This is a genomic window from Pseudomonas iranensis (genome assembly GCF_014268585.2).
Taxonomy (GTDB): Bacteria; Pseudomonadota; Gammaproteobacteria; order Pseudomonadales; family Pseudomonadaceae; genus Aquipseudomonas; species Aquipseudomonas iranensis.
Window position 1 is genome coordinate 2,569,102 of record NZ_CP077092.1, and the last position, 21,005, is coordinate 2,590,106.

Below are 21,005 nucleotides of genomic sequence, written 5' to 3' on the forward strand. Positions count from 1 at the left end.
GCCCATAATCGGGTTTTCGCGTTTTCGATTGTCCGCAGAGGTCCCATGGAGCAATTTCGTAATATCGGCATCATCGGTCGCCTGGGCAGTTCCCAGGTGCTGGATACCGTCCGCCGACTGAAACGCTTTCTGCTCGACCGTCACCTGCATGTGATCCTCGAAGACACCATCGCTGAAGTCCTGCCCGGCCACGGCCTGCAAACCTCGTCGCGCAAGATGCTCGGCGAAGTCTGCGACATGGTCATCGTCGTCGGCGGTGACGGCAGCCTGCTCGGCGCTGCGCGTGCGCTGGCCAGGCACAATATTCCGGTGCTCGGCATCAACCGTGGCAGCCTCGGCTTCCTTACCGATATTCGCCCGGACGAGCTGGAAATCAAGGTCGCCGAAGTGCTCGATGGCCACTATCTGGTGGAAAACCGCTTCCTGCTGCAAGCCGAAGTGCGTCGCCATGGCGAGGCCATCGGCCAGGGCGATGCGCTCAACGACGTGGTGCTGCACCCGGGCAAATCGACGCGGATGATCGAATTCGAGCTGTACATCGACGGCCAGTTCGTCTGCAGCCAGAAGGCCGACGGCCTGATCGTCGCCACGCCCACCGGCTCCACTGCCTACGCCTTGTCCGCCGGCGGGCCGATCATGCATCCCAAGCTCGACGCTATTGTGATTGTGCCGATGTATCCCCATACCTTGTCGGGACGGCCGATCGTGGTCGATGGCAACAGTGAGCTGAAAATCGTCGTGTCCAAAGATATGCAGATCTACCCGCAGGTCTCCTGCGACGGCCAGAACCACTTCACCTGCGCACCGGGCGACGCCATTACCGTGAGCAAGAAAGCGCAGAAGCTGCGCCTGATTCATCCGCTCGATCACAATTACTACGAGGTGTGCCGCACCAAGCTTGGCTGGGGCAGCAAGCTGGGGGGCGGAGGCGACTGATGCTCGATCCCGCGCGCAGTTACGACCTGATCGGTGACGTGCACGGATGCGCCATGACCCTCGAACACTTGCTGGACCGTCTCGGTTATCACAAGCAGGGCGGGGTCTGGCGGCATCCGTCACGCATGGCGGTGTTCGTCGGCGACATCATCGACCGTGGCCCGCGCATTCGCGAGGCGCTGCACATCGTCCACGACATGGTCGAAGCAGGGCAGGCGCTGTGCATCATGGGCAACCACGAATTCAACGCGCTCGGCTGGGTCACCCCGGCGCCACCGGGCAGCGGCAAGCAGTTCGTGCGCGAACACACCAAGCGCCATGCGCGGCTGTTGCAGGAAACCCTGACTCAATTTGAAGACCATCCCGGCGACTGGCATGACTTCCAGCAGTGGTTCTACGAGCTGCCGCTGTTCGTCGATGCCGGGCGCTTCCGCGTCGTCCATGCGTGCTGGGACGCCGGTCTGATTGAGCCGCTGCGGGCGTTGTTCCCCAATGGCTGCGTCGATGAGCATTTCCTCCAGGCCTCGGCGGTGCCCGGCAGCTTCGCCTGCACCGTGTTCGATCGCCTGCTGCGCGGCACCGACATGCGCCTGCCCGGTGGCCTGACCATGACCAGCGGCGACGGTCTGGTGCGTTCGTTCTTCCGCACCAAGTTCTGGGAAGACGACCCGAAAACCTACGGCGACATCGTCTTCCAGCCCGATGCACTGCCCGAACCTGTCGCGCAGACGCCGCTGACTTCCACCGAAAAGAATTCCTTGCTGCGCTACGGCGTCGACGAGCCGTTGCTGTTCGTCGGCCACTACTGGCGCAGCGGCAAACCGGCGCCGATCCGCCCGAACCTCGCGTGTCTGGATTACAGCGCGGTGCTCTACGGCAAATTGGTGGCCTATCGTCTGGACCAGGAAACGCGCCTGGATCCGCAAAAATTCGTCTGGGTCGATGTCGAGCGGCCGGAGGTGCTGCAATGAGTGCGGTAGCGGTATTGCGCCTGCCGTTGGCGGTGGATTTGAGCGGTTTTGTCAAACTGCTGCAACGCATGCAAGTGCCCCATCGGGTCAGCGAAGAGGCGGGCGAGCAGGTGCTGTGGGCGCCGGAGGAAATCAGCGAGGACGTGCGTTCGTTGTACGAGCGCTTCCCGGCCGGCGACCCGGATCAGCAACTGGACATTCCCGTGGGCCAGACCTTTAAACGGCCGGGTTTTGCCGAACAGTTGAAACACGCCAGGGCGACCGGGTTGATTCTGTTGTTGAGCCTGATCGTTGGCGGTCTGACTTTCCTCGGCGAAAACCTTGAGACCCTGCGCTGGCTGACCTTCCTCGATTTTCGCGTGATCGGCGAGTACATCCACTTCACGCCGCTGGCCGACAGCCTCGCGGCAGGGCAGTGGTGGCGGCTGGTCACGCCGATGCTGATCCATTTCGGCATCCTCCATCTGGCCATGAACGGCATGTGGTACTGGGAGCTGGGGCGGCGTATCGAGTCGCGCCAGGGCAGCATCAACCTGATCGGCCTGACGCTGCTGTTCAGTCTGGTGTCCAACTACGCGCAGTTCGTCTGGAGCGGCCCGAGCCTGTTTGGTGGGTTGTCCGGCGTGCTTTATGGCTTGCTCGGGCATTGCTGGATTTTCCAGCTGCTGGCGCCGAACCCGGCCTATCGCCTGCCGCGCGGCGTGCTGGTGATGATGCTGGTGTGGCTGGTGGTGTGCATGTCCGGGCTGATCTCGCTGATCGGTTTCGGCCAGATCGCCAACGCCGCGCACCTGAGCGGGTTACTCATCGGATGCTTCACCGGTTTGTTGGGCGGTATGTATAACCGCCGTAAACTGGCCGTCTAACATTTTTTGTTTCAGCAAAGAGCACGGAGACCCTGATGTCCTCTTTCAACGACATGATCAGCAACATCACCCCGGACATCTACGAAAGCCTGAAACTGGCCGTGGAAATCGGCAAATGGTCCGACGGCAACAAACTCACTGCCGAACAGCGCGAGCTGTCGTTGCAGGCGATGATTGCCTGGGAAATCCAGAACCTGCCTGAAGACCAGCGCACCGGTTACATGGGCCCGCAAGAATGTGCGTCGAAGTCGATCGAAGTGCCGAACATCCTGTTCAAGTCGGATGCCATCCATTGATCGAGATTGGCCGCGGTGCAATCAGCAAAATGTCGGCGCGCCTGGACGGGTCGAACGTGCAATACGCGTTTCGTCTGGATGACGTCGAGGTGCCGGTCAATCCGTTGATCGGCAGCACGTTGCGTCTGGAATTTTTGGGGGCGATCCACTGCACCCATTGCGGGCGCAAGACCAAAACCAGTTTCAGTCAGGGTTATTGCTACCCGTGCATGACCAAACTGGCGCAGTGCGACCTGTGCATCATGAGTCCGGAGCGTTGCCACTTCGACGCCGGCACCTGCCGCGATCCGGAGTGGGGCGAGAAATTCTGCATGACTGACCATGTGGTTTACCTGGCCAATTCGTCAGGCATCAAGGTTGGCATCACCCGTGCTACGCAGTTGCCGACCCGCTGGCTCGACCAGGGCGCGAGTCAAGCCTTGCCAATCATGCGTGTGTCGACACGCCAGCAATCGGGCTTTGTCGAGGACCTGTTCCGCAGCCAGGTGGCGGACAAAACCAACTGGCGCGCCCTGCTCAAAGGTGATGCGGCGGCGGTGGATCTGGCGCAGGTGCGCGATCAGTTGTTCGAAAGCTGCGCCGAAGGCCTGCAAGGGTTGCAGGAGCGATTCGGCCTACAGGCGATTCAGACGATTGCCGATGTCGAACCGCTGGAAATCCGCTATCCCGTCGAGCAATACCCGGCGAAAATCGTCAGCTTCAACCTGGACAAGAACCCGATTGCCGAAGGCACGCTGCTGGGGATCAAGGGTCAGTACCTGATCTTCGACACCGGCGTGATCAACATTCGTAAATACACGGCGTACCAGCTCGCCGTGCATCAATAAGGATTCCCGCATGCGCACCGAACAACCGAAGATGATCTATCTCAAGGACTATCAGGCGCCCGAGTACCTGATTGACGAAACCCACCTGACCTTCGAGTTGTTCGAGGACCACAGCCTGGTTCACGCGCAACTGGTGATGCGCCGCAACCCGGAGCGCGGCGCCGGCCTGCCGCCGCTGGTGCTCGACGGCCAGCAACTCGAGCTGCTGTCGGTGACGCTGGCGGACCAGGAGCTGAGCGCCGCTGACTATCAAGTCTCCGACAGCCACCTGACTCTGCAGCCAACCAGTGAAACCTTCACCCTCGACACCAGCGTGCGCATCCACCCGGAAACCAATACCGCGCTGGAAGGCCTGTACAAGTCCGGCACGATGTTCTGCACCCAGTGCGAGGCCGAAGGCTTTCGCAAGATCACCTATTACCTCGACCGCCCGGATGTGATGAGCAAGTTCACCACCACCGTCGTGGCCGAACAGCACAGCTACCCGGTGTTGCTCTCCAACGGTAACCCGATCGCTTCCGGCCCCGGCGAAGACGGCCGGCACTGGGCGACTTGGGAAGACCCGTTCAAGAAACCGGCGTACCTGTTTGCGCTGGTCGCCGGTGATCTGTGGTGCGTCGAAGACACCTTCACCACCATGAGCCAGCGCAATGTCGCGCTGCGCATTTATGTCGAGCCGGAAAACATCGACAAGTGCCAGCACGCGATGAACAGCCTGAAGAAGTCCATGCGCTGGGACGAAGAGGTCTACGGTCGCGAGTACGATCTGGACATCTTCATGATCGTCGCGGTCAACGATTTCAACATGGGCGCGATGGAGAACAAGGGCCTCAACATCTTCAACTCCAGCGCCGTGCTGGCCCGTGCCGAAACCGCCACCGACGCCGCGCACCAGCGGGTCGAGGCGATCGTCGCCCACGAATACTTCCACAACTGGTCGGGCAACCGCGTGACCTGCCGCGACTGGTTCCAGCTGTCGCTCAAGGAAGGTTTCACGGTATTCCGCGATGCCGGTTTCTCCTCGGACATGAACTCGGCGACGGTCAAGCGCATTCAGGACGTGGCGTACCTGCGTACCCACCAGTTCGCCGAAGATGCAGGTCCCATGGCCCACGCCGTGCGCCCGGACAGCTTCATCGAGATTTCCAACTTCTACACCTTGACCGTGTACGAAAAGGGCTCGGAAGTGGTCGGCATGATCCACACCTTGCTGGGCGCCGAAGGCTTCCGCAAGGGCAGCGATCTGTACTTCCAACGCCACGACGGCCAGGCCGTGACCTGCGACGACTTCGTCAAGGCCATGGAAGATGCCAATGGCGTTGATCTCAGCCAGTTCAAACGCTGGTACAGCCAGGCCGGCACACCGCGTCTGGCCGTCAGCGAGTCCTACGACGCTGCGGCGAAAACCTACAACCTGACCTTCCGCCAGAGCTGCCCGCCGACCCCGGACAAGGTAGAAAAACTGCCGTTCGTGATTCCGGTCGAGCTCGGGCTGCTTGATAGCCAGGGCAACGAAATCGCCCTGCGTCTGGCCGGCGAAGCTTCAGCACAAGGCACCACTCGGGTGATCTCGGTGACCGAAGCCGAGCAGACCTTCACTTTCGTCGACATCAACGCACAGCCGTTGCCGTCGCTGCTGCGCGGCTTCTCGGCGCCAGTGAAATTGAGCTTCCCGTACAACCGCGATCAACTGATGTTCCTGATGCAGCACGACAGCGACGGCTTCAACCGCTGGGATGCCGGTCAGCAACTTTCGGTGCAAGTGCTTCAAGAGTTGATCGGCCAACATCAGAAAGGCGAGAGCCTGAAGCTCGATCCGCGTTTGGTGTCGGCGCTGCGCACGGTGCTGTCCGACGAGTCGCTGGATCAGGCGATGGTTGCCGAAATGCTCTCGCTGCCGGGTGAGGCCTATCTCACCGAGATCAGCGAAGTGGCTAACGTCGAGGCGATTCATGTCGCTCGCGAGTTCGCCCGCAAGCAACTCGCCGAAGGCTTGTTCGAAGCGCTGTGGCTGCGTTATCAGGCCAACCGCGATCTGTCGAAAAAGACTCCGTACGTGGCCGAGGCAGAGCACTTCGCTCGTCGCGCCTTGCAGAACATTGCCCTGTCGTACCTGATGCTCAGCGGCAAGCCGGAAGTGCTGGCGGCGGCGCTGGAGCAGTTCGAGACCGCCGACAACATGACCGAGCGCTTGACTGCGCTGGCGGTGCTGGTCAACTCGCCGTTCGAAGAACAGAAGGCTTTGGCTTTGGCCAGCTTCGCCGAGCACTTCAAGGACAATCCGCTGGTCATGGATCAGTGGTTCAGCGTGCAGGCCGGCAGCACCTTGCCGGGCGGTTTGGAGCGGGTGAAGGCGTTGATGCAGCACCCGGCGTTCAACATCAAGAACCCGAACAAGGTGCGGGCGCTGATCGGCGCGTTCGCCGGGCAGAACCTGATCAACTTCCACGCGGCGGACGGTTCCGGTTATCGCTTCCTTGCCGATCTGGTGATCGAACTGAACGGCTTCAACCCACAGATCGCCTCGCGCCAACTGGCCCCGCTGACCCGCTGGCGCAAATACGACAGCGCGCGTCAGGCGTTGATGAAGGCTGAGCTGGAGCGGATTCTGGCGTCGGGGTCGCTGTCCAGTGATGTGTATGAAGTGGTAAGCAAAAGCCTCGCGTAACCCGATCCTGTAGGAGCTGTCGAGTGGAACGAGGCTGCGATCTTTTGATTTTGATGATCATAAAGGTCCGTATTCCAGCTTCCGACCGCCCCTCACCCTAACCCTCTCCCAGAGGGAGAGGGGACTGACCGAGGTGAATATTCGAGTTACACCGACCTGAAATTCTGGCATCGAACTAAGGTCTTGAAACCAACAGAAATCGGCTCCCTTTCCGCCTCTCCCATTGGGAGAGGGCTGGGGTGAGGGGCTGGTTATCTCCAGCACCACATAATCCCAAGTAAAAAAAATGCCGCTCAACGAGCGGCATTTTCATTTGCACAAGAAACAATTATTTACGCAGGTCAAACCGATCCAGATTCATCACCTTCGTCCATGCCTTGACGAAATCATTGACGAACTGCGCCTTCGCGTCGGAACTGGCATAGACCTCGGCCAATGCGCGCAGTTGCGCATTGGAGCCGAACACCAGATCCACTCGAGTCGCCGTCCACTTTGGCGCCCCGGTCTTGCGGTCACGGCCTTCAAACTCATCGGCATCCCGCGAGGTCGGCGTCCACTCCACACCCATGTCCAGCAGGTGGGTGAAAAAGTCATTGCTCAGCGTTTCGGTTTTGTCGGTGAACACGCCATGCCGCGTCTGGCCGACATTGGTGTTCAATACCCGCAAACCACCCAGCAGCACGGTCATTTCCGGTGCCGTGAGCGTCAGCAACTGCGCCTTGTCGATCAGCAGGGTTTCTGCCGCAACCGTGTATTTGCCTTTGCTGTAATTGCGGAAACCATCGGCGATCGGTTCGAGGAAGCCGAACGATTCGACATCAGTCTGCTCCTGCGAAGCATCGACGCGGCCCGGTGAAAACGGCACCGACACCGAATGCCCGGCGTTTTGCGCAGCTTTTTCCACCCCGGCGTTACCGGCCAGGACGATCAGGTCAGCCAACGAGATCTTCTTGCCATTGGCAGCAGAACCGTTGAACTCGTTCTGAATGCCTTCCAGTGTGCTTAGCACCTTGTCCAATTGCTCGGGCTGGTTGGCCTGCCAGAACTTCTGCGGGGCCAGACGCAAGCGTCCGCCGTTGGCGCCACCGCGCTTGTCCGAACCGCGGAAGGTCGATGCCGCCGCCCACGCGGTCGAAACCAGTTGCGACACTGACAACCCTGAAGCCAGCACCTTGTTTTTCAGCGCAGTGGCGTCGCTGTCATCGATCAGCGGGTGCGTCACGTCGGGCAGCGGGTCTTGCCAGAGCAATTCCTCTTGTGGCAATTCCGGGCCGAGGTAGCGAGAGAGCGGACCCATGTCGCGATGGATCAGCTTGTACCAGGCGCGGGCGAACGCGTCGGCGAGCTGATCGGGATTGGCCAGAAAGCGCCGCGAGATTTGTTCGTAGGCAGGATCGAAGCGCAACGCCAGATCCGAGGTGAGCATGGTCGGCGAGAGCTTCTTGTTAGGATCGTGAGCGTGGGGAACGGTGCCTGCACCGGCGCCGTTTTTCGGTTGCCACTGATTGGCGCCCGCCGGGCTTTTGGTCAGCTCCCACTCGAAGCCGAACAGGTTTTCCAGATAGTTGTTGCTCCACTGCGTTGGTGTGGTGGTCCAGGTCACTTCCAGACCACTGGTGATGGTGTCGGCGCCTTTACCGGTGCCGAAGGCGTTTTTCCAGCCCAGACCCTGTTGCTCCAGACCGGCCGCTTCCGGCTCTGGGCCGACATTGTCGGCCGGGCCGGCGCCGTGGGTCTTGCCGAACGCGTGGCCGCCTGCGATCAGCGCCACGGTTTCTTCGTCGTTCATGGCCATGCGGCCGAAGGTTTCGCGAATATCCTTGGCCGAGGCCACCGGGTCCGGGTTGCCTTCAGGGCCTTCCGGGTTGACGTAGATCAGGCCCATCTGCACGGCGGCGAGGGGATTTTCCAGATTGCGTTCACCCTGATCGGTGCGGCTTTCTTCACGGCCATGCAGATCGGGCTCAGCCACCAGCGTGCCGTCGCCGGGCTCCTGCACCGGGCCATTGCTCTTGCCGTAACGGTTGTCGCCGCCCAGCCACTCGGTTTCCGAACCCCAGTACACGTCTTCATCCGGTTCCCAGACATCGGCGCGGCCCCCGGAAAAACCGAAGGTCTTGAAGCCCATGGATTCCAGCGCGACGTTGCCGGTAAGCACGATCAGGTCGGCCCAGGAGATGTTGCGTCCGTATTTCTGCTTGATCGGCCACAGCAAGCGACGGGCCTTATCGAGGCTGACGTTGTCCGGCCAACTGTTGAGCGGGGCGAAGCGTTGCTGTCCGGAGCCGGCGCCACCACGGCCATCGGCAGTGCGATAGGTCCCGGCGCTGTGCCAGGCCATGCGCACGAACAGCGGGCCGTAATGGCCGAAGTCGGCCGGCCACCAGTCCTGGGAGTCAGTCATCAGCGCTCTGATGTCTTGTTTCAACGCCTGAAAATCGAGGCTTTTGAAGGCTTTGGCGTAGTCGAAGTCCTGGCCCAGCGGATCGGACTTGGGAGAATGCTGGCTGAGGATTTTCAGATTGAGTTGATTCGGCCACCAGTCACGGTTCGTCGTACCGCCGCCGGCGGCGTGGTTGAACGGGCATTTCGATTCGTTTGCCATGTTCGTATCCCTATCAGGTCTGCGGCCGGCTCGTGCCGACTTCGGACTGGTAAGGCTAGACCCGAGTTGGCAAGTCGGCTAATAGGCGCGGTATTGGTCGGTGATAGCCAGACTCTTTTACTGCCTCCGCTGTCGCTATGAATAACAGCGCTTTTACTTCGAATGGGTCTTAAAGACTGTCAGTTCTGACAGTGGTCAGTGTTGAGCGATGACAATAAATTGCAGTCAATGCGAAGCGGTCTTAATCACCTATAAGGGAATAGCGACATGTCTCAGAAAACAGCAAGTGATTATCTGAAAAAACCAAATGCGTCCGGTAACTTTGTCGCGTCTGAAAATGGGAAAGAATTTCTCCGTGGTAATTCATTTGTTTTCCATGATGCAAATACGGAATTTGTAATTATCGGAAACGACGGTAACAAGCACTGGGTCGCTTTTTCTGTTCCGACCTCTCTCGAAGGCGATGGGCCCCACACCGTTCCGTACCCATCAGGACAACTGACGTGGGACGTCGTTATCAGTGGCGAGTCCAAACCCATTCAATCCGGTTCGGTCACTGTAACTTTTGCCGACCATCGAAAATCTGTAAAAGGCACGGTCAGTTTGCTGTTGAAAAAAGAGGGGAGCGAAGTGACAGGCAATTTCAAACTTGATAGATGAAACATCAGTAGGTTGGAGCTGCCAGAAGTCGGGTAGCTGACGGCTCCAACCATTTCTCCTTCGACAAGTAAGACTTCAACTCGATTGCGCGGTATCGTCCTCGGGCACTTCATCAAGTATTTCATCCTGCCCCGGCAGTTCAGTGATCACGCTGAAGTCCGAGACCTCAACCGCGCCATTGCCATACCCCAGCAAATGAAACGAGAACGCTTTGCGCGGCTGCGGGTTTTCAAAGCTGAAATCCATCTCCAGCGGCTGGTCCGCCGTGGCGATCATTTCTGCTGGCAGGCCCAGTTGCACGTCCTGTTCAAATTCCTTGGCCTTGAGCTGAATGTACGCCGCCTGCTGCGGATCGACCGAGCGCACGGTCAGGCGCACGCGGGTGTGCGAGCCTTTGGGCATTTCCAGGTATTGCGCGCCGATCAGGTTGTCGGCCCAGTCATCCTTGATCTGCGCTTGCAGAGGGATGATGTTGTTGCTGCCGAACTGGTAGCGATGATTGAGTGGTGTGCGCAGCAGGGACAGGTCCAGCGCATCGGCGCGCGCGGCGATCTGCCGGGCCGGATGGCCGCTGTAGGTGCCTTTGTAGGTGGCGCTTTCGGCGATGAAGCCGGTGCTTTGGTAGTAGCGGCAGCGGCGCGGCAGGTCGCATTCGGAGAAGATGCCCTGGCCGTCGTGGTAGCGCAGCTTGCCGTTGGTGAACGACATGATTTCTCGCCCGGAATCGTAGTCGCGAAACAGCGAGCGGCCGCTCAGCGCAGTCGGCACCGGCAGGTCGAAATAGTCGAGGATCGAGGTGCTCAGATCGACGTGGCCGTAGACCCCGGCATTCAGACGCGGCAGTTGCGCCTGCTCCGGTGCCAGCGTCAGGTTGAAACCCCACGAGGAGGCCAGTCGCACACCGTCGATGCCGTGGGATTCATCCGAGGTGATCACTACCAGCGTGTCCTTGAGAACGCCCTGGCGCTCAAGTCCGGCAAGAAACTGATCCAGCGCATCGTCGAGATAACCGACGGCAGCCTGCTTGGGCGTCTCATAACGCTGCAGATAATCCTCCGGTGCCGAGTAGGGCTGATGGGTGCCGACCGTCAGCAGCGTGAGCATCCACGGCTGTTTTTGCTTCTTCAGTTGGCCGACGTAATCCAGCGCACCTTCGAAAAACGCCTTGTCGTCCTTGCCCCAGGGGAATTCCAAATAGTTGCTGTTGCTGAACCATTCCAGACCATGGGTCGCATCGAAACCGATGTGCGGCATGATCTTGTCTTTGGCCATGAAGCGCAGGCCGGCGCCCTGCAAATAATGAGTGCTGAAGCCGTGCTCGCGTAGTTGCGCCGGCAGGCAGGCCTGATTGCGCTCGTTGAGGGTGAGCATTTCCACGCCTTTGGGCGTGCCGTTGTTGAGCTTGTCGTAGTCACCGCAGAGCATGGCATACAGACCGCGAATGGTCTGATGGGTGTGCAGCACGTAGTCCGGGGTGTTCATGCCGCGCTCGGCCCAGCGGCTGAGGTTGGGCATCAGGTCTTCCTGATAATGACTGCCGATCGCCTCACGGTTGGCGCGGATGTAGGCGCCGGGGATGCCTTCGAGCGCGATGATCAATACATTGCGCGCCTGGCCCGGCGCGGCGAGCAGCTTCTGGCCATTGAGGTCGACGTCGGTGAGCCCGGCCATCGCCGGTGCGGGTTCCTCAAGGTCACCGTCGAGCCATTCCTCGGCCTGGATCTGCAGGTCGGCGACTTCACTGGCAAGCAACTGATGCGGCAGGTTGTACAGGCGCCAGGCGTCGCCGTCATTCGGCCACAGGTTTAGCGCGCCCCATTGCGCGGCGAACAAAGCGATCGGCGCGGCCCACGCAGCGCGCGGCAACGCCGGACGAGCCAGACCGCGCCCCATAAATTGGGCCAGCAGCCAGAAAACCAAAGCACCCAGCAAAGCCATGGCCAGGGCAGGGTGCGCAAGTCCGCCGCCAGTGGAGTTTTCGACGAATTGCGGGTCGATCAGATAGTGAATATCCGAAGGCGTCGGCAGGCGGCCGACGGCGCTGACCAATTCTGCCGTGGCGATCGCCAGCAGCGCCCAGAACATCAGCACCGGCAAGGCCAGCCACCATGCGCGGCGATGCAGCGTTACCACCAGCAAACTGCCCACGGCCAGATCCGACAAAAAGCCCAGCGGTGTCGACCAGCCCAACGCTGCACGCAGGCACACCGGCACGACCAATACCAGAACGATGAGAGAAAAAAGACGGGCATTCGGCCGCCGCAGCCAATTGAAAAGAGCGCTCACAAAAAGGCCTGCTTGTCATCAAAGGGTCAAAAGAGTGTGGGTGATGATACCAAGGGCAGGAAGGCTGATCGGCTTTTTAAACCTGTGGTTTGCGATCATTGGAAAAGTGTGCGCACCAGCGCTCGCGCGCCTTCTGGCCGATGTGTGGCTTTTCAGCCAAGACAGTTTTTTGTTTCAGACTGTTGTAGGTACTCCGCTGCTCAAGAATTTACTCGGCAGGCATCAAACCGCACAGTGCTATCGATATGCAATAAAGGTATTTAATATCTATTTTTTATAGCTATAAAGTCAGGCCTTTCAGCCCACCCATGCTGCGAGGTTGTCATGGCCACACCGTTCAAACGTTCTGCGCTGACTCTGTTGGCCGCAACTCTGGCAGCGGGCGCGCTGTTCAGCAGCGGCGCCCGGGCCGAGGGCAAAATCAGCATCGCCCAGCAATTCGGCATCGGTTACCTGATTCTCGACGTCGTGCGCGATCAACAACTGATCGAGAAACACGGCAAGGCCCAGGGCCTGGAGATCAAGGTCGACTGGAACAGCATTTCCGGCGCCACGGCGATGAACGAGGCGCTGCTCACCGGTGCGCTGGACGTCGTCTCGGCCGGCGTGCCGCCGATGCTCACCGTGTGGGATCGCACCAAGGGCAAGCAGAACGTCAAAGCCATCGCCGCGCTGGGCTCGATGCCCAATTACCTGCTCACCAACAACCCGAACATCAAAACCCTCAAGGACTTCAGCGACAAGGATCGCATCGCCGTGCCAGCCGCAGGCGTAGGCTTCCAGTCTCGTACCCTGCAAATTGAAACCGCCAGGGAATTCGGTAATGACCAGTTCAAGAAGTTCGACAACATTTCGGTCAGTCTGCCGCACCCGGACGCCACCGCCGCGCTGATCGCCGGTGGCTCGGAAATCAACGCGCACTTCTCCAGCCCGCCGTTCCAGTACCAGGCACTGCAAAACCCCAACGTGCATAAAGTGCTCAGTTCCTACGACATCCTCGGCGGCCCGGCGACGTTCAACGTGCTCTACACCACTGAAAAATTCCACGACGAAAACCCGAAAACCTACAAGGCGTTCTACGACGCACTGGCGGAAGCGGAGAACATCATCAAAGCCGACAAACCCGCCGCCGCCCAGGCCTACATCCGTGTAGAGCAATCGAAACTGCCGCTGGCACTGGTCGAGCAAATCGTCAAAGACCCGGAAATCGACTTCACCGTCGTACCGCAACGCACATTCATCTACGCCGAGAAATTGCAGGAACTGGGCGTGCTGAAAAACAAGGCGGGGAGCTGGAAGGATTACTTCTTTGAAGAAGCGCATGGTGGTGCGGGGAGTTGATCGAACAGGGGCAACGTGTGTTGCCCCTTTTGCCATTCAAGATTCGCCATCATCAAAAATGCTCTCAATCGGCAGCTCAAACGCCCGGGCAATCTGAAACGCCAATGGCAGGCTCGGATCGTAGCGTTCGTTTTCGATGGCGTTGATCGTCTGGCGCGACACGTTCAGGCGTTCGGCCAGATCGACCTGCGACCACTTGCGCTCGGCGCGCAATTCCTTGAGACGGTTTTTCATTGGTAGCGGTGTCGCGCAATGTGCAGGCCGACAATCCACATCAGCCCCATTACCGGCCACACACACGTCCACGGGATATGCGGGGCGCCGACGTTCTCCAGAAAACCGTAGCTGAAGGTCACCAATGCCGAGGCGGCAAAGGCGAACCCCAAGGCTTCGAACTGGATGCGCAGATGCATTTCGTCCATGCGTCGCATGTTCCGCACGATGGCCCAGCACATCAGGGCCGCCGGAATGATCGGCGTCAGTGCGACGGCCGAGCGCAGCAGGAGGTGCGCATCCATCAGGTATTGCGAGGCAATCAATGATGCGGTCAGCACCAGCATGTAGAGGAATAATGCTGCGCCCAATTCGAGGTGGTACCGGTTCATTCTTCACTTCCTATGTAAAAGACCCTTTACATGGTTGCTGATGTTGATTCAGATGTAAAGCACGCTTTCCATCAGGCTGGTTACTCCGAACACGCTCGAGCCGGATAACTTGCAGCCGGGTTCACGCTTCTGGACAGCGTAGTAGCCACTCAGTAGCATTTGCCTCCAACGGATTTTCCCTTCGCACGTCGTCCGACGTGGAACGCTCAAGGAATCGACATGCGCGACACTCCCGCTGACTCACAACGAACGGTCGTGACCCTGGTCAACGGCGAGATTCGCTGTGACACCCAGATCAGTTTCAGCTCCGTCTCGCTCGTCGATGGCGAAATTCGCGTGCATCGTGCTGAAGGCAATCAGATCGAGGTGCCTGTGCCCGGGGCGGACTTCGCGCTGCGCTTTGATCTGCAGGGGATGCACAAAGTACCGGAGGCGCCACAGACGCCGGTCGAACCGGTGCCTGCCGACGACAGTTTGAAGTTGTTCAACTCGAAAACCGTGTGGGTCACACTGGCGCTGTGGTTCTTCGTGAGTTCGGTGTTCGGTTGGTTGGGGATCGTGGTAGCAGTCGGATATTTCGCTTACCACTGGCGTCAGGTAACGAAGCGCAAGGAACAGTTGGCCAAGGGGACCGTCGTTGAACCCATGACCCGTTCCAGCGCAGGGATGTCACCGGAAAGCGTGCGCAACGCATTGGCCCGCAAGCGTTAATTCTGCACACATCAAAAAAACGGGGCGGCCTGATCATCGATCAAGCCGCCCCGTTTTTCTGTCAGGCGAACAGTCTTTCAGTCAGCGATCAATGCATCTTGCTGTGATCGTGGCCGCCCATGTTGGTCAGCGCGCGAATCGGTGCTTTGACTTCGATGGTTTCTTTCTCGCCCTTGGCGTTTTCCACGGTCAGGGTCAGCGGCACGTTTTCGCCTTCCTTCAACTGACCGGTCAGGCCCATCAGCATGACGTGGTAGCCGTTCGGATCGAAGCTCACGGCTTTGCCGGCAGGCAACTCAACCGACTTCACCGGGCCCATGGTCATCACATCGTTCTTCATGCTCATTTCATGAATCTGAACGTCCTTGGCCACTGGCGAGGCAACGCTGAGCAGCTTGCTGTCGCTGTCGGCAGTGACGGTCATGAACGCGCCGCTGGCGGACTGGGTCGGCACGGTGGCACGGACCCAGGCATCGTTGACTTTGGTCTGCGCCGACACCTGGAAGGCCAGGCCGAGCAGGGACAGTGCACATACGGTGCGTTTGAGGTGATTCAGAACGGGATGCATCAGCAGACCTCCATAACAGTAAGCAAATCTTCCGTGCACTCTTGGGCTGTCAGCGAAGTGGACAGGCCCAGGCGCAACTCACCACGCGAATCGTAGACGTAGCTGGTGGACGTGTGGGAGATGGTGTAGGTGTCGCCGGCCGGGACTTTCTCGTAGAACACGTCGAATTCCTTGGCGGTGGCCTTGGTTTCCTCAAGCGTGCCGTACAGCGCGACGAAGCTCGGGTCGAAGGCTTTGACGTAGGCGTCGAGGATCTGCGGCGTGTCGCGCTCAGGGTCGAGGGTGATGAACACCACTTGCAAACGGTCGCCGTCGCGGCCCATCAGTTTTTTTATCTGTGCGGCGCGGGCCAGGGTGGTGGGGCAAACGGCCGGGCACTGGGTGAAACCGAAAAAGATCATCGGCATCATCCCGCGAAAGCTCGACAGAGACATGGTTTCGCCTTCGGGATTCTTCAGCTTGAAGGTGCGTCCGAGGATCTTGTCGCTCAGATCCTTGCCGTACTTGTACGACAGTTGGCCACGGGTATCGCAACCGGCGAGTAGGCCGAGCCCGAGCACGCCCATTCCCGCAAGTACCTTGCGGCGAGTCAACAAAGCCGTCATCTAATACCGCCTTTTGCAGCCCGCCAGTCGGCAGGACTGGCGAGGGGTTAACCGTAAAAGCGCCGCATGATAGCAAACTGAGGCTGATCGCCGGCTGCCGATCGCCGCGCGGTGCGGGATCGGACGACAAAAGGTGTAAGAAGAAATGACGAATAAGCCATGCGTTCGCCGCGACCAAACTCGATTTAAATAGTATGACGATTGGAGACGGGTGCAGAAACACGTATTCTTGCCGCTGCGCTGCAAAGACCAAAACAACAACAGGAGTCTGTAATGCAACCGATTCGTCTCGGCCTGGTGGGCTACGGCAAGATCGCCCAGGATCAACACGTTCCCGCCATCCTCGCCAACCCGGCGTTCCAGTTGGTGGCGGTCGCTACCCAAGGCAAACCTTGCGCCGGGGTGGAGAACTTCCAGTCGCTGGGCGAACTGCTCGAGAACGGCCCGAGCGTCGATGCGATTGCTTTCTGCACGCCGCCACAAGGGCGCTTCGCGCTGGTGCAACAGGCATTGGCGGCCGGCAAGCACGTGCTGGTGGAAAAGCCTCCCTGTGCGACATTGGGCGAAGCCATGGCCCTGGTCGATCAAGTCGCCGTACAAGGCGTCAGCGCTTTGTTCGCCTGGCACTCGCGCTACGCACCGGGCATCGCCGCCGCCCGCGACTGGCTTGCCGGCCGCACCCTGCAAAGCGTGCAGATCGACTGGAAGGAGGACGTGCGCAAGTGGCATCCGGGTCAGGCATGGATCTGGCAGCCGGGCGGTCTCGGCGTCTTCGACCCGGGCATCAACGCCTTGTCGATCGTCACCCACCTGCTGGCGCTGCCGCTGTTTGTCGAAGCCGCCGAACTGCGCGTGCCGAGCAACTGCCAGTCGCCGATTGCCGCCTCGATCAAAATGTCTGATGCGCATCAGCTCGACGTGCGCGCCGAGTTCGATTTCGACCATGGCCATGACGAACTGTGGAACATCGAAATCCGTTGCACCGAGGGCGTTCTGCGCCTGGACAATGGCGGCGCGGTGCTGAGCATCGACGGCGTGCGCCAAAGCGTCTCGGAGGAGGGCGAGTACGCAGCGGTCTACCGCCACTTCCAGCAATTGATAAGCGACAAGGCCAGCGACGTGGATCTGCAACCGTTGCGCCTGGTGGCGGACAGTTTCTTTGTCGGTAGTCGGGCGTTGGTTGAGCCGTTCTACGATTGAGTGAATTTCAGCTTGAGTCGTCAGGGCGCGTAAGCAGGTCTGCGTCGCGCAGGCCGCCAGACAAATAAAGCCTGCTTTTAACAGCAGGCTTCGTGGTCACTTTATTGGCTGCGTTCTGTAGGTTTCATACAGTTGCTGAATGTCGGGATTGTCCAGATTCGCGTAGACGATTCCTTCCTTGTCCAAACCGTCCAACCCTTTGATACCGCCAATCACTTCGGGCCATTCCTCACGGCTTGAGATGTCTACGACGTTGGGCTTCAGATAGTCGTCCAGGTAGCCTCTGGAAGGATCGCGGATCTCGTCGCTGAGCGCCCGTAAATACGCATCTTTGTTGGTCTTCGACCAATCGATGGCGAACTTGGCTCGATAGCACAGTTCCATGTGAACGAGCAGGATGGTCCGCCCATTACCATCCAGAAACGGATGAGCGAAAGCCAATTGGCCCATCACCTCGCCGGGGCGCTCGCGGAAGCGTTTTTTGTTTGTAGCGAGCTCCAGCGCATATTCGACGGATCTTTTGATCAGCTCAGGTCGCTCGAAAGGTGTGTGATGCGGATCTTCTTTTGATCCTTTGAAAACCGCGAGGTGGGGAACAAGCTCATTCCTGTCTTTGCCTGACCATGGGTAGAAACCGGCAAACAGGATTTCATGAGTTTTGAGTATCGCTTGATAGTCGATGGATCTCTTTTTTGCCAGATGAGCAAGGGCGTCTTCGATACTGGCTTCGAAAGAGAGATGTTCCGATTCCTTTACTTCAACCGGGTCTTTCAGCTTGAGCGAGTTGCGAAGGTAGCCTTCAGTTTCGAAATCGCCGAAGGGGTCGAATGTCATGCGCTGAGCTGCTTTTTCGAACGCCTTTTTTCCTGAAGGTAACGTCCTTGCAAGGCCATGATTTCTGCCTTGTTCAACACACCCTTTCGCTTCAGATTAACCAGCAACTGCTCAACATTATCCAGCTCGACGGCATCACCAGCCAGTTGCGTTATCGTTGCCGCCATGCGGCTCAGGCCGTCACGCTCGGCGCCAATGCGGTGTTTTTCTGCAAGCTTGCATACTTCGCTCGCGACGCTGTCAGTGGCTGATTCGCTCATTGTTAACCCCTCGTTTTCTCTGTCGGAGCATAGCATGGCGCCGTTCCGCCGGATTAGCCGCCTAGCATTTCGACTCGTGGCATTGTCCTCTTTGAGTTGACGGTGAAACGCTTTTCAGCCGATTTATCCCTTTGCTGTGCGTCAGTAATCTGTACCCAACTTGAACGCAACAACAAACTTCAAACTTGAAAAGGGACGCACACCATGACCACTCCAACCTACAACCGCCTGAACAAAGACGACGCTATCGTGCTGCTGGTTGACCACCAGACCGGTCTGATTTCGCTGGTGCAGGACTTCTCGCCGAACGAGTTCAAGAACAACGTGCTGGCGCTGGCGGATCTGGCCAAGTTCTTCGACCTGCCAACCATCCTCACCACCAGCTTCGAACAAGGCCCGAACGGTCCGCTGGTGCCGGAGCTGAAAGAGATGTTCCCGGACGCGCCGTACATCGCTCGCCCAGGTCAGATCAACGCCTGGGACAACGAGGACTTCGTCAAGGCAATCAAGGCCACCGGGCGCAAGCAGATCATCATTGCCGGTGTCGTAACGGATGTCTGTGTAGCGTTCCCGACCCTGTCGGCACTGGCGGAAGGTTTTGATGTGTTCGTGGTGACTGATGCGTCCGGCACTTTCAACACCACTGTTCAGCAAGCCGCGTGGAGCCGCATGACTCAGGCTGGCGCGCAGATGATGAACTGGTTCTCTGTAGCATGTGAGCTGCACCGCGACTGGCGCAACGACATTGAAGGCCTGGGCAATCTGTTGTCGCAGCGCATTCCCAACTACCGCAACCTGATGAACAGCTACTCGGCGCTGACGCAGCAGAAGTAAGCCTTCAATCCAAAGCGAAAGCCTGCCTCGATAGCAGGCTTTTGCGTTCTCTACAGAACGCCGTTCGTCCATTGCCGGGCACTTGTCATGCAAGGGCATTTCACACGTTCAGGTACCTATCGCTGAATAACATCGGAGACCGACATGGGCATTGATGAAAACGCACCGGGCAACCAGTCGCAACAAGCCGTGACGCGCCCCACCGACAACGAGACCGGGCACGATCCCAAGCGCGAAAACCCCGAGGTGCCTTTGCCGCCGGACGATGAGGCGCCTGTAGAAGAAGACATGTCGGATGTGGAAGCGGCCAATTCGGTTTCGACGGAGCATCCGCCGTCACGCTGATCGTGTGGTTTCAAGGGGAATGCTCCCTGTGATGGTCAACCCGGACAGTTCCCTCTCCTCGGGGAGAGGGTTAGGGTGAGGGGCTTTCTCTGGCACCCTGATGCAGTTCAGTCACCGACATCGTGAAAACCAGTTTCGAGCGCCCATGGTTGGCATATCCATGCGCCACATCCGTCCGCGCTACCGCCGAACACCCAGGCCCGACAATCAGCTCGGCATCGCCAACTTTCAGATGCAACGTGCCTTTCTCAACATGAAACAACTCGGTGGTGCCATTCGGATGACCGGCTGAAGCAAATGACTCGCCGGGAAACAGCTCCCAGCGCCACAACTCGAGCATGTTCGGGCCGCTGGTGCCGGCTAGCAGGCGCGCTGATCCACCCAGCTCACCGGTCCACAGCGTGGGGATGTCCTCACTGTCGATCAGATGCGCCGCCGGGGTGGCGGCGACGTTGACGAAGTCTGCGACGGACAAGCCCAGCGCCGCGGCGATTTTGCACAATGTCGCGATGCTCGGGTTGGCCGAGCCTTTCTCGATCTCGACCACCATGCCTTTGCTCACGCCGGAGCGCCGGGACAATTCGTCCAGCGTGATGCCCTGTTGTTTGCGCGCCTGTTTGAGCGTGCGGGAAACCGCTGCGCTGACGGTCTCGACGTCGGCGCCGGCCTCGGTCGGTATATTGACTTTCTTGGTCATTGATCGCTAGCATCGTTTGAAATTCGGGTATGAGGGGGATTCTGGGATGCTGTCTGTCGTGCCGTCAATCGATCCGGCTGTTGCGCAACTGGCGCCGGGCTTCAGAGCGCTGAGTATTGTCGTCCAAGCGGCGCCGATTACTCAGGCATGCGTGGCCGGTGAAGCACTGGCCAAAGCCTGCCAGATCGTCGCCAACGGTGGTCCGGCATGGGCGCCCGCGCACTTGCAGGCCTGGGCGGAAGTGTTTCGCCAGTTCGGCGCCAAGCCGCAGCGCACGCCGTGCTCGGCCGAGGCTCTGCGCAAACGGGTGTTGCGCGACGGCGAGTTGCCGAGCATCGATCCGGTGGTTGATCTGTACAACGCCATCAGTCTGGAATACGCGATTCCCGTGGGGGGCGAGAATGCCGAGGCCTACGTCGGCTCACCGCGTCTGGTCGTCGCCGATGGCAGCGAACCGTTCGACACGATAAAAGAAGGCCAGCCCGCGCATGAATTCCCGGACGCCGGCGAAGTGGTCTGGCGCGATGACCAAGGCGTGACCTGCCGGCGCTGGAACTGGCGCCAAGGCGTGCGAACCCGCCTCGATGCGCAGGCGCAGCACATGTGGTTCATCCTCGAAAGCCTGCCGGCCATGCCGCTGGAAGCGCTGACCGAGGCCGGCGACAAGCTCATCGAAGGCCTGCAGCAAATGATGCCCGGCGCCGAGATCGAAAGCATGTTGATCGGGCCGGGGGCGCGTTAGGTTGGATATGAGCGCCAGCCCGTTTCGTCAGCGGCACCGCGATTCCCTGTGGGAGCGAGCCTGCTCGCGAAGGCGGCGGCACATTCAACATCATGTTCGCCTGACTCACCGCTTTCGCGAGCAGGCTCGCTCCCACAATGTTCCGTGT

General features: G+C 59.3%; 22 protein-coding genes. 13 read left to right on the plus strand and 9 right to left on the minus strand.

Annotation, left to right across the window (positions count from 1 at the left end; all coding sequences use genetic code 11):
- Positions 1-45 precede the first annotated feature (45 nt).
- Genes HU724_RS11495 through pepN form a run of 6 tightly spaced genes read left to right on the plus strand, consistent with a single transcriptional unit; the run spans position 46 to position 6,564 of the window.
- Positions 46-936, plus strand: coding sequence for an NAD(+) kinase (locus HU724_RS11495; protein WP_186569237.1), 891 nt, complete (start codon positions 46-48; stop codon positions 934-936).
- Positions 936-1,907: a metallophosphoesterase gene (locus tag HU724_RS11500; RefSeq protein ID WP_024012499.1), complete on the plus strand. Its 972-nt coding sequence runs from the start codon at positions 936-938 to the stop codon at positions 1,905-1,907. Before HU724_RS11495 ends, HU724_RS11500 begins: the two co-directional genes overlap by 1 nt.
- Entirely contained in the window at positions 1,904-2,773 is an 870-nt protein-coding gene (locus HU724_RS11505; protein ID WP_186569238.1) for a rhomboid family intramembrane serine protease, read from the plus strand. Before HU724_RS11500 ends, HU724_RS11505 begins: the two co-directional genes overlap by 4 nt.
- A 35-nt stretch (positions 2,774-2,808) precedes the next feature.
- Complete coding sequence (locus HU724_RS11510) at positions 2,809-3,069, plus strand: YeaC family protein (protein WP_042609561.1); 261 nt, start codon at positions 2,809-2,811, stop codon at positions 3,067-3,069.
- Complete coding sequence (locus tag HU724_RS11515; RefSeq protein WP_186569239.1) at positions 3,066-3,896, plus strand: DUF2797 domain-containing protein; 831 nt, start codon at positions 3,066-3,068, stop codon at positions 3,894-3,896. The genes HU724_RS11510 and HU724_RS11515 overlap by 4 nt, the downstream gene beginning before the upstream one ends.
- A gap of 10 nt (positions 3,897-3,906) precedes the next feature.
- The gene (pepN, locus tag HU724_RS11520) at positions 3,907-6,564 is read left to right on the plus strand and encodes an aminopeptidase N (protein ID WP_186569240.1); all 2,658 of its coding nucleotides are present in this window, start codon (positions 3,907-3,909) and stop codon (positions 6,562-6,564) included.
- A gap of 328 nt (positions 6,565-6,892) precedes the next feature.
- Here pepN and katG read toward each other — a convergent pair whose 3' ends face one another.
- On the minus strand, positions 6,893-9,169 hold the full coding sequence (katG, locus tag HU724_RS11525; protein WP_186569241.1) for a catalase/peroxidase HPI: 2,277 nt from the start codon (positions 9,167-9,169) through the stop codon (positions 6,893-6,895).
- Positions 9,170-9,436: 267 nt separating this feature from the next.
- Here katG and HU724_RS11530 point away from each other — a divergent pair, with 267 nt between their 5' ends.
- Positions 9,437-9,829 (plus strand): hypothetical protein, encoded by a 393-nt coding sequence (locus HU724_RS11530; RefSeq protein WP_186569242.1) that lies wholly within the window; start codon positions 9,437-9,439, stop codon positions 9,827-9,829.
- A 75-nt stretch (positions 9,830-9,904) separates the two neighbouring features.
- Here HU724_RS11530 and HU724_RS11535 read toward each other — a convergent pair whose 3' ends face one another.
- Complete coding sequence (locus tag HU724_RS11535; protein WP_186569243.1) at positions 9,905-12,115, minus strand: LTA synthase family protein; 2,211 nt, start codon at positions 12,113-12,115, stop codon at positions 9,905-9,907.
- A gap of 324 nt (positions 12,116-12,439) precedes the next feature.
- Between HU724_RS11535 and HU724_RS11540 the strand changes: the two genes are divergently transcribed.
- Positions 12,440-13,456, plus strand: coding sequence for an ABC transporter substrate-binding protein (locus HU724_RS11540; RefSeq protein ID WP_186569244.1), 1,017 nt, complete (start codon positions 12,440-12,442; stop codon positions 13,454-13,456).
- 36 nt (positions 13,457-13,492) lie between these two features.
- On the opposite strand, the gene HU724_RS11545 is transcribed toward HU724_RS11540, so the two are convergent.
- Both HU724_RS11545 and HU724_RS11550 read right to left on the minus strand, forming a co-directional pair.
- Positions 13,493-13,690, minus strand: coding sequence for a helix-turn-helix transcriptional regulator (locus HU724_RS11545; protein WP_101159038.1), 198 nt, complete (start codon positions 13,688-13,690; stop codon positions 13,493-13,495).
- Positions 13,687-14,061 carry a hypothetical protein gene (locus HU724_RS11550; RefSeq protein ID WP_133339896.1) on the minus strand — a complete coding sequence of 125 codons (375 nt, stop codon included), beginning with the start codon at positions 14,059-14,061 and terminating at the stop codon, positions 13,687-13,689. Before HU724_RS11550 ends, HU724_RS11545 begins: the two co-directional genes overlap by 4 nt.
- A 219-nt stretch (positions 14,062-14,280) precedes the next feature.
- Between HU724_RS11550 and HU724_RS11555 the strand changes: the two genes are divergently transcribed.
- A complete protein-coding gene (locus HU724_RS11555; RefSeq protein WP_186569245.1) occupies positions 14,281-14,772 on the plus strand; it encodes a hypothetical protein in 492 nt (163 codons plus the stop codon).
- A gap of 88 nt (positions 14,773-14,860) precedes the next feature.
- Here the strand turns inward: HU724_RS11555 and HU724_RS11560 are convergent, their stop codons facing one another.
- Together HU724_RS11560 and HU724_RS11565 are read right to left on the minus strand one after the other, a co-directional pair.
- A complete protein-coding gene (locus HU724_RS11560) occupies positions 14,861-15,340 on the minus strand; it encodes a copper chaperone PCu(A)C (RefSeq protein ID WP_186569246.1) in 480 nt (159 codons plus the stop codon).
- A complete protein-coding gene (locus HU724_RS11565; RefSeq protein ID WP_016774221.1) occupies positions 15,340-15,945 on the minus strand; it encodes an SCO family protein in 606 nt (201 codons plus the stop codon). The genes HU724_RS11560 and HU724_RS11565 overlap by 1 nt, the downstream gene beginning before the upstream one ends.
- A 273-nt stretch (positions 15,946-16,218) precedes the next feature.
- Between HU724_RS11565 and HU724_RS11570 the strand changes: the two genes are divergently transcribed.
- Positions 16,219-17,145 carry a Gfo/Idh/MocA family protein gene (locus tag HU724_RS11570; protein ID WP_186569247.1) on the plus strand — a complete coding sequence of 309 codons (927 nt, stop codon included), beginning with the start codon at positions 16,219-16,221 and terminating at the stop codon, positions 17,143-17,145.
- 96 nt (positions 17,146-17,241) lie between these two features.
- Here the strand turns inward: HU724_RS11570 and HU724_RS11575 are convergent, their stop codons facing one another.
- Both HU724_RS11575 and HU724_RS11580 read right to left on the minus strand, forming a co-directional pair.
- Positions 17,242-17,979, minus strand: a complete 738-nt coding sequence (locus tag HU724_RS11575) for a Fic/DOC family protein (RefSeq protein WP_186569248.1) — start codon at positions 17,977-17,979, stop codon at positions 17,242-17,244.
- On the minus strand, positions 17,976-18,239 hold the full coding sequence (locus HU724_RS11580; RefSeq protein ID WP_016774224.1) for a hypothetical protein: 264 nt from the start codon (positions 18,237-18,239) through the stop codon (positions 17,976-17,978). The genes HU724_RS11575 and HU724_RS11580 overlap by 4 nt, the downstream gene beginning before the upstream one ends.
- Positions 18,240-18,443: 204 nt before the next feature.
- Here HU724_RS11580 and ycaC point away from each other — a divergent pair, with 204 nt between their 5' ends.
- Positions 18,444-19,073 (plus strand): isochorismate family cysteine hydrolase YcaC, encoded by a 630-nt coding sequence (gene ycaC, locus HU724_RS11585; RefSeq protein WP_016774235.1) that lies wholly within the window; start codon positions 18,444-18,446, stop codon positions 19,071-19,073.
- Between the two features lie 144 nt (positions 19,074-19,217).
- Positions 19,218-19,418: a hypothetical protein gene (locus HU724_RS11590; protein ID WP_186569249.1), complete on the plus strand. Its 201-nt coding sequence runs from the start codon at positions 19,218-19,220 to the stop codon at positions 19,416-19,418.
- Between the two features lie 70 nt (positions 19,419-19,488).
- On the opposite strand, the gene HU724_RS11595 is transcribed toward HU724_RS11590, so the two are convergent.
- Entirely contained in the window at positions 19,489-20,115 is a 627-nt protein-coding gene (locus tag HU724_RS11595; RefSeq protein ID WP_186569250.1) for a helix-turn-helix domain-containing protein, read from the minus strand.
- A 46-nt stretch (positions 20,116-20,161) separates the two neighbouring features.
- Between HU724_RS11595 and HU724_RS11600 the strand changes: the two genes are divergently transcribed.
- Positions 20,162-20,857 carry a B3/B4 domain-containing protein gene (locus HU724_RS11600; RefSeq protein ID WP_186569251.1) on the plus strand — a complete coding sequence of 232 codons (696 nt, stop codon included), beginning with the start codon at positions 20,162-20,164 and terminating at the stop codon, positions 20,855-20,857.
- The last annotated feature ends 148 nt before the right edge of the window (positions 20,858-21,005 follow it).

Bases quoted from the DNA above. Each gene is read 5' to 3' on its own strand.
- HU724_RS11495 (WP_186569237.1), top strand. From the start codon at position 46: ATGGAGCAATTTCGTAATATCGGCATCATCGGTCGCCTGGGCAGTTCC.
- HU724_RS11500 (WP_024012499.1), top strand. From the start codon at position 936: ATGCTCGATCCCGCGCGCAGTTACGACCTGATCGGTGACGTGCACGGA.
- HU724_RS11505 (WP_186569238.1), top strand. From the start codon at position 1,904: ATGAGTGCGGTAGCGGTATTGCGCCTGCCGTTGGCGGTGGATTTGAGC.
- HU724_RS11510 (WP_042609561.1), top strand. From the start codon at position 2,809: ATGTCCTCTTTCAACGACATGATCAGCAACATCACCCCGGACATCTAC.
- pepN (WP_186569240.1), top strand. From the start codon at position 3,907: ATGCGCACCGAACAACCGAAGATGATCTATCTCAAGGACTATCAGGCG.
- katG (WP_186569241.1), bottom strand. From the start codon at position 9,169: ATGGCAAACGAATCGAAATGCCCGTTCAACCACGCCGCCGGCGGCGGT.
- HU724_RS11530 (WP_186569242.1), top strand. From the start codon at position 9,437: ATGTCTCAGAAAACAGCAAGTGATTATCTGAAAAAACCAAATGCGTCC.
- HU724_RS11540 (WP_186569244.1), top strand. From the start codon at position 12,440: ATGGCCACACCGTTCAAACGTTCTGCGCTGACTCTGTTGGCCGCAACT.
- HU724_RS11545 (WP_101159038.1), bottom strand. From the start codon at position 13,690: ATGAAAAACCGTCTCAAGGAATTGCGCGCCGAGCGCAAGTGGTCGCAG.
- HU724_RS11550 (WP_133339896.1), bottom strand. From the start codon at position 14,061: ATGAACCGGTACCACCTCGAATTGGGCGCAGCATTATTCCTCTACATG.
- HU724_RS11555 (WP_186569245.1), top strand. From the start codon at position 14,281: ATGCGCGACACTCCCGCTGACTCACAACGAACGGTCGTGACCCTGGTC.
- HU724_RS11560 (WP_186569246.1), bottom strand. From the start codon at position 15,340: ATGCATCCCGTTCTGAATCACCTCAAACGCACCGTATGTGCACTGTCC.
- HU724_RS11565 (WP_016774221.1), bottom strand. From the start codon at position 15,945: ATGACGGCTTTGTTGACTCGCCGCAAGGTACTTGCGGGAATGGGCGTG.
- HU724_RS11570 (WP_186569247.1), top strand. From the start codon at position 16,219: ATGCAACCGATTCGTCTCGGCCTGGTGGGCTACGGCAAGATCGCCCAG.
- HU724_RS11575 (WP_186569248.1), bottom strand. From the start codon at position 17,979: ATGACATTCGACCCCTTCGGCGATTTCGAAACTGAAGGCTACCTTCGC.
- HU724_RS11580 (WP_016774224.1), bottom strand. From the start codon at position 18,239: ATGAGCGAATCAGCCACTGACAGCGTCGCGAGCGAAGTATGCAAGCTT.
- ycaC (WP_016774235.1), top strand. From the start codon at position 18,444: ATGACCACTCCAACCTACAACCGCCTGAACAAAGACGACGCTATCGTG.
- HU724_RS11590 (WP_186569249.1), top strand. From the start codon at position 19,218: ATGGGCATTGATGAAAACGCACCGGGCAACCAGTCGCAACAAGCCGTG.
- HU724_RS11595 (WP_186569250.1), bottom strand. From the start codon at position 20,115: ATGACCAAGAAAGTCAATATACCGACCGAGGCCGGCGCCGACGTCGAG.
- HU724_RS11600 (WP_186569251.1), top strand. From the start codon at position 20,162: ATGCTGTCTGTCGTGCCGTCAATCGATCCGGCTGTTGCGCAACTGGCG.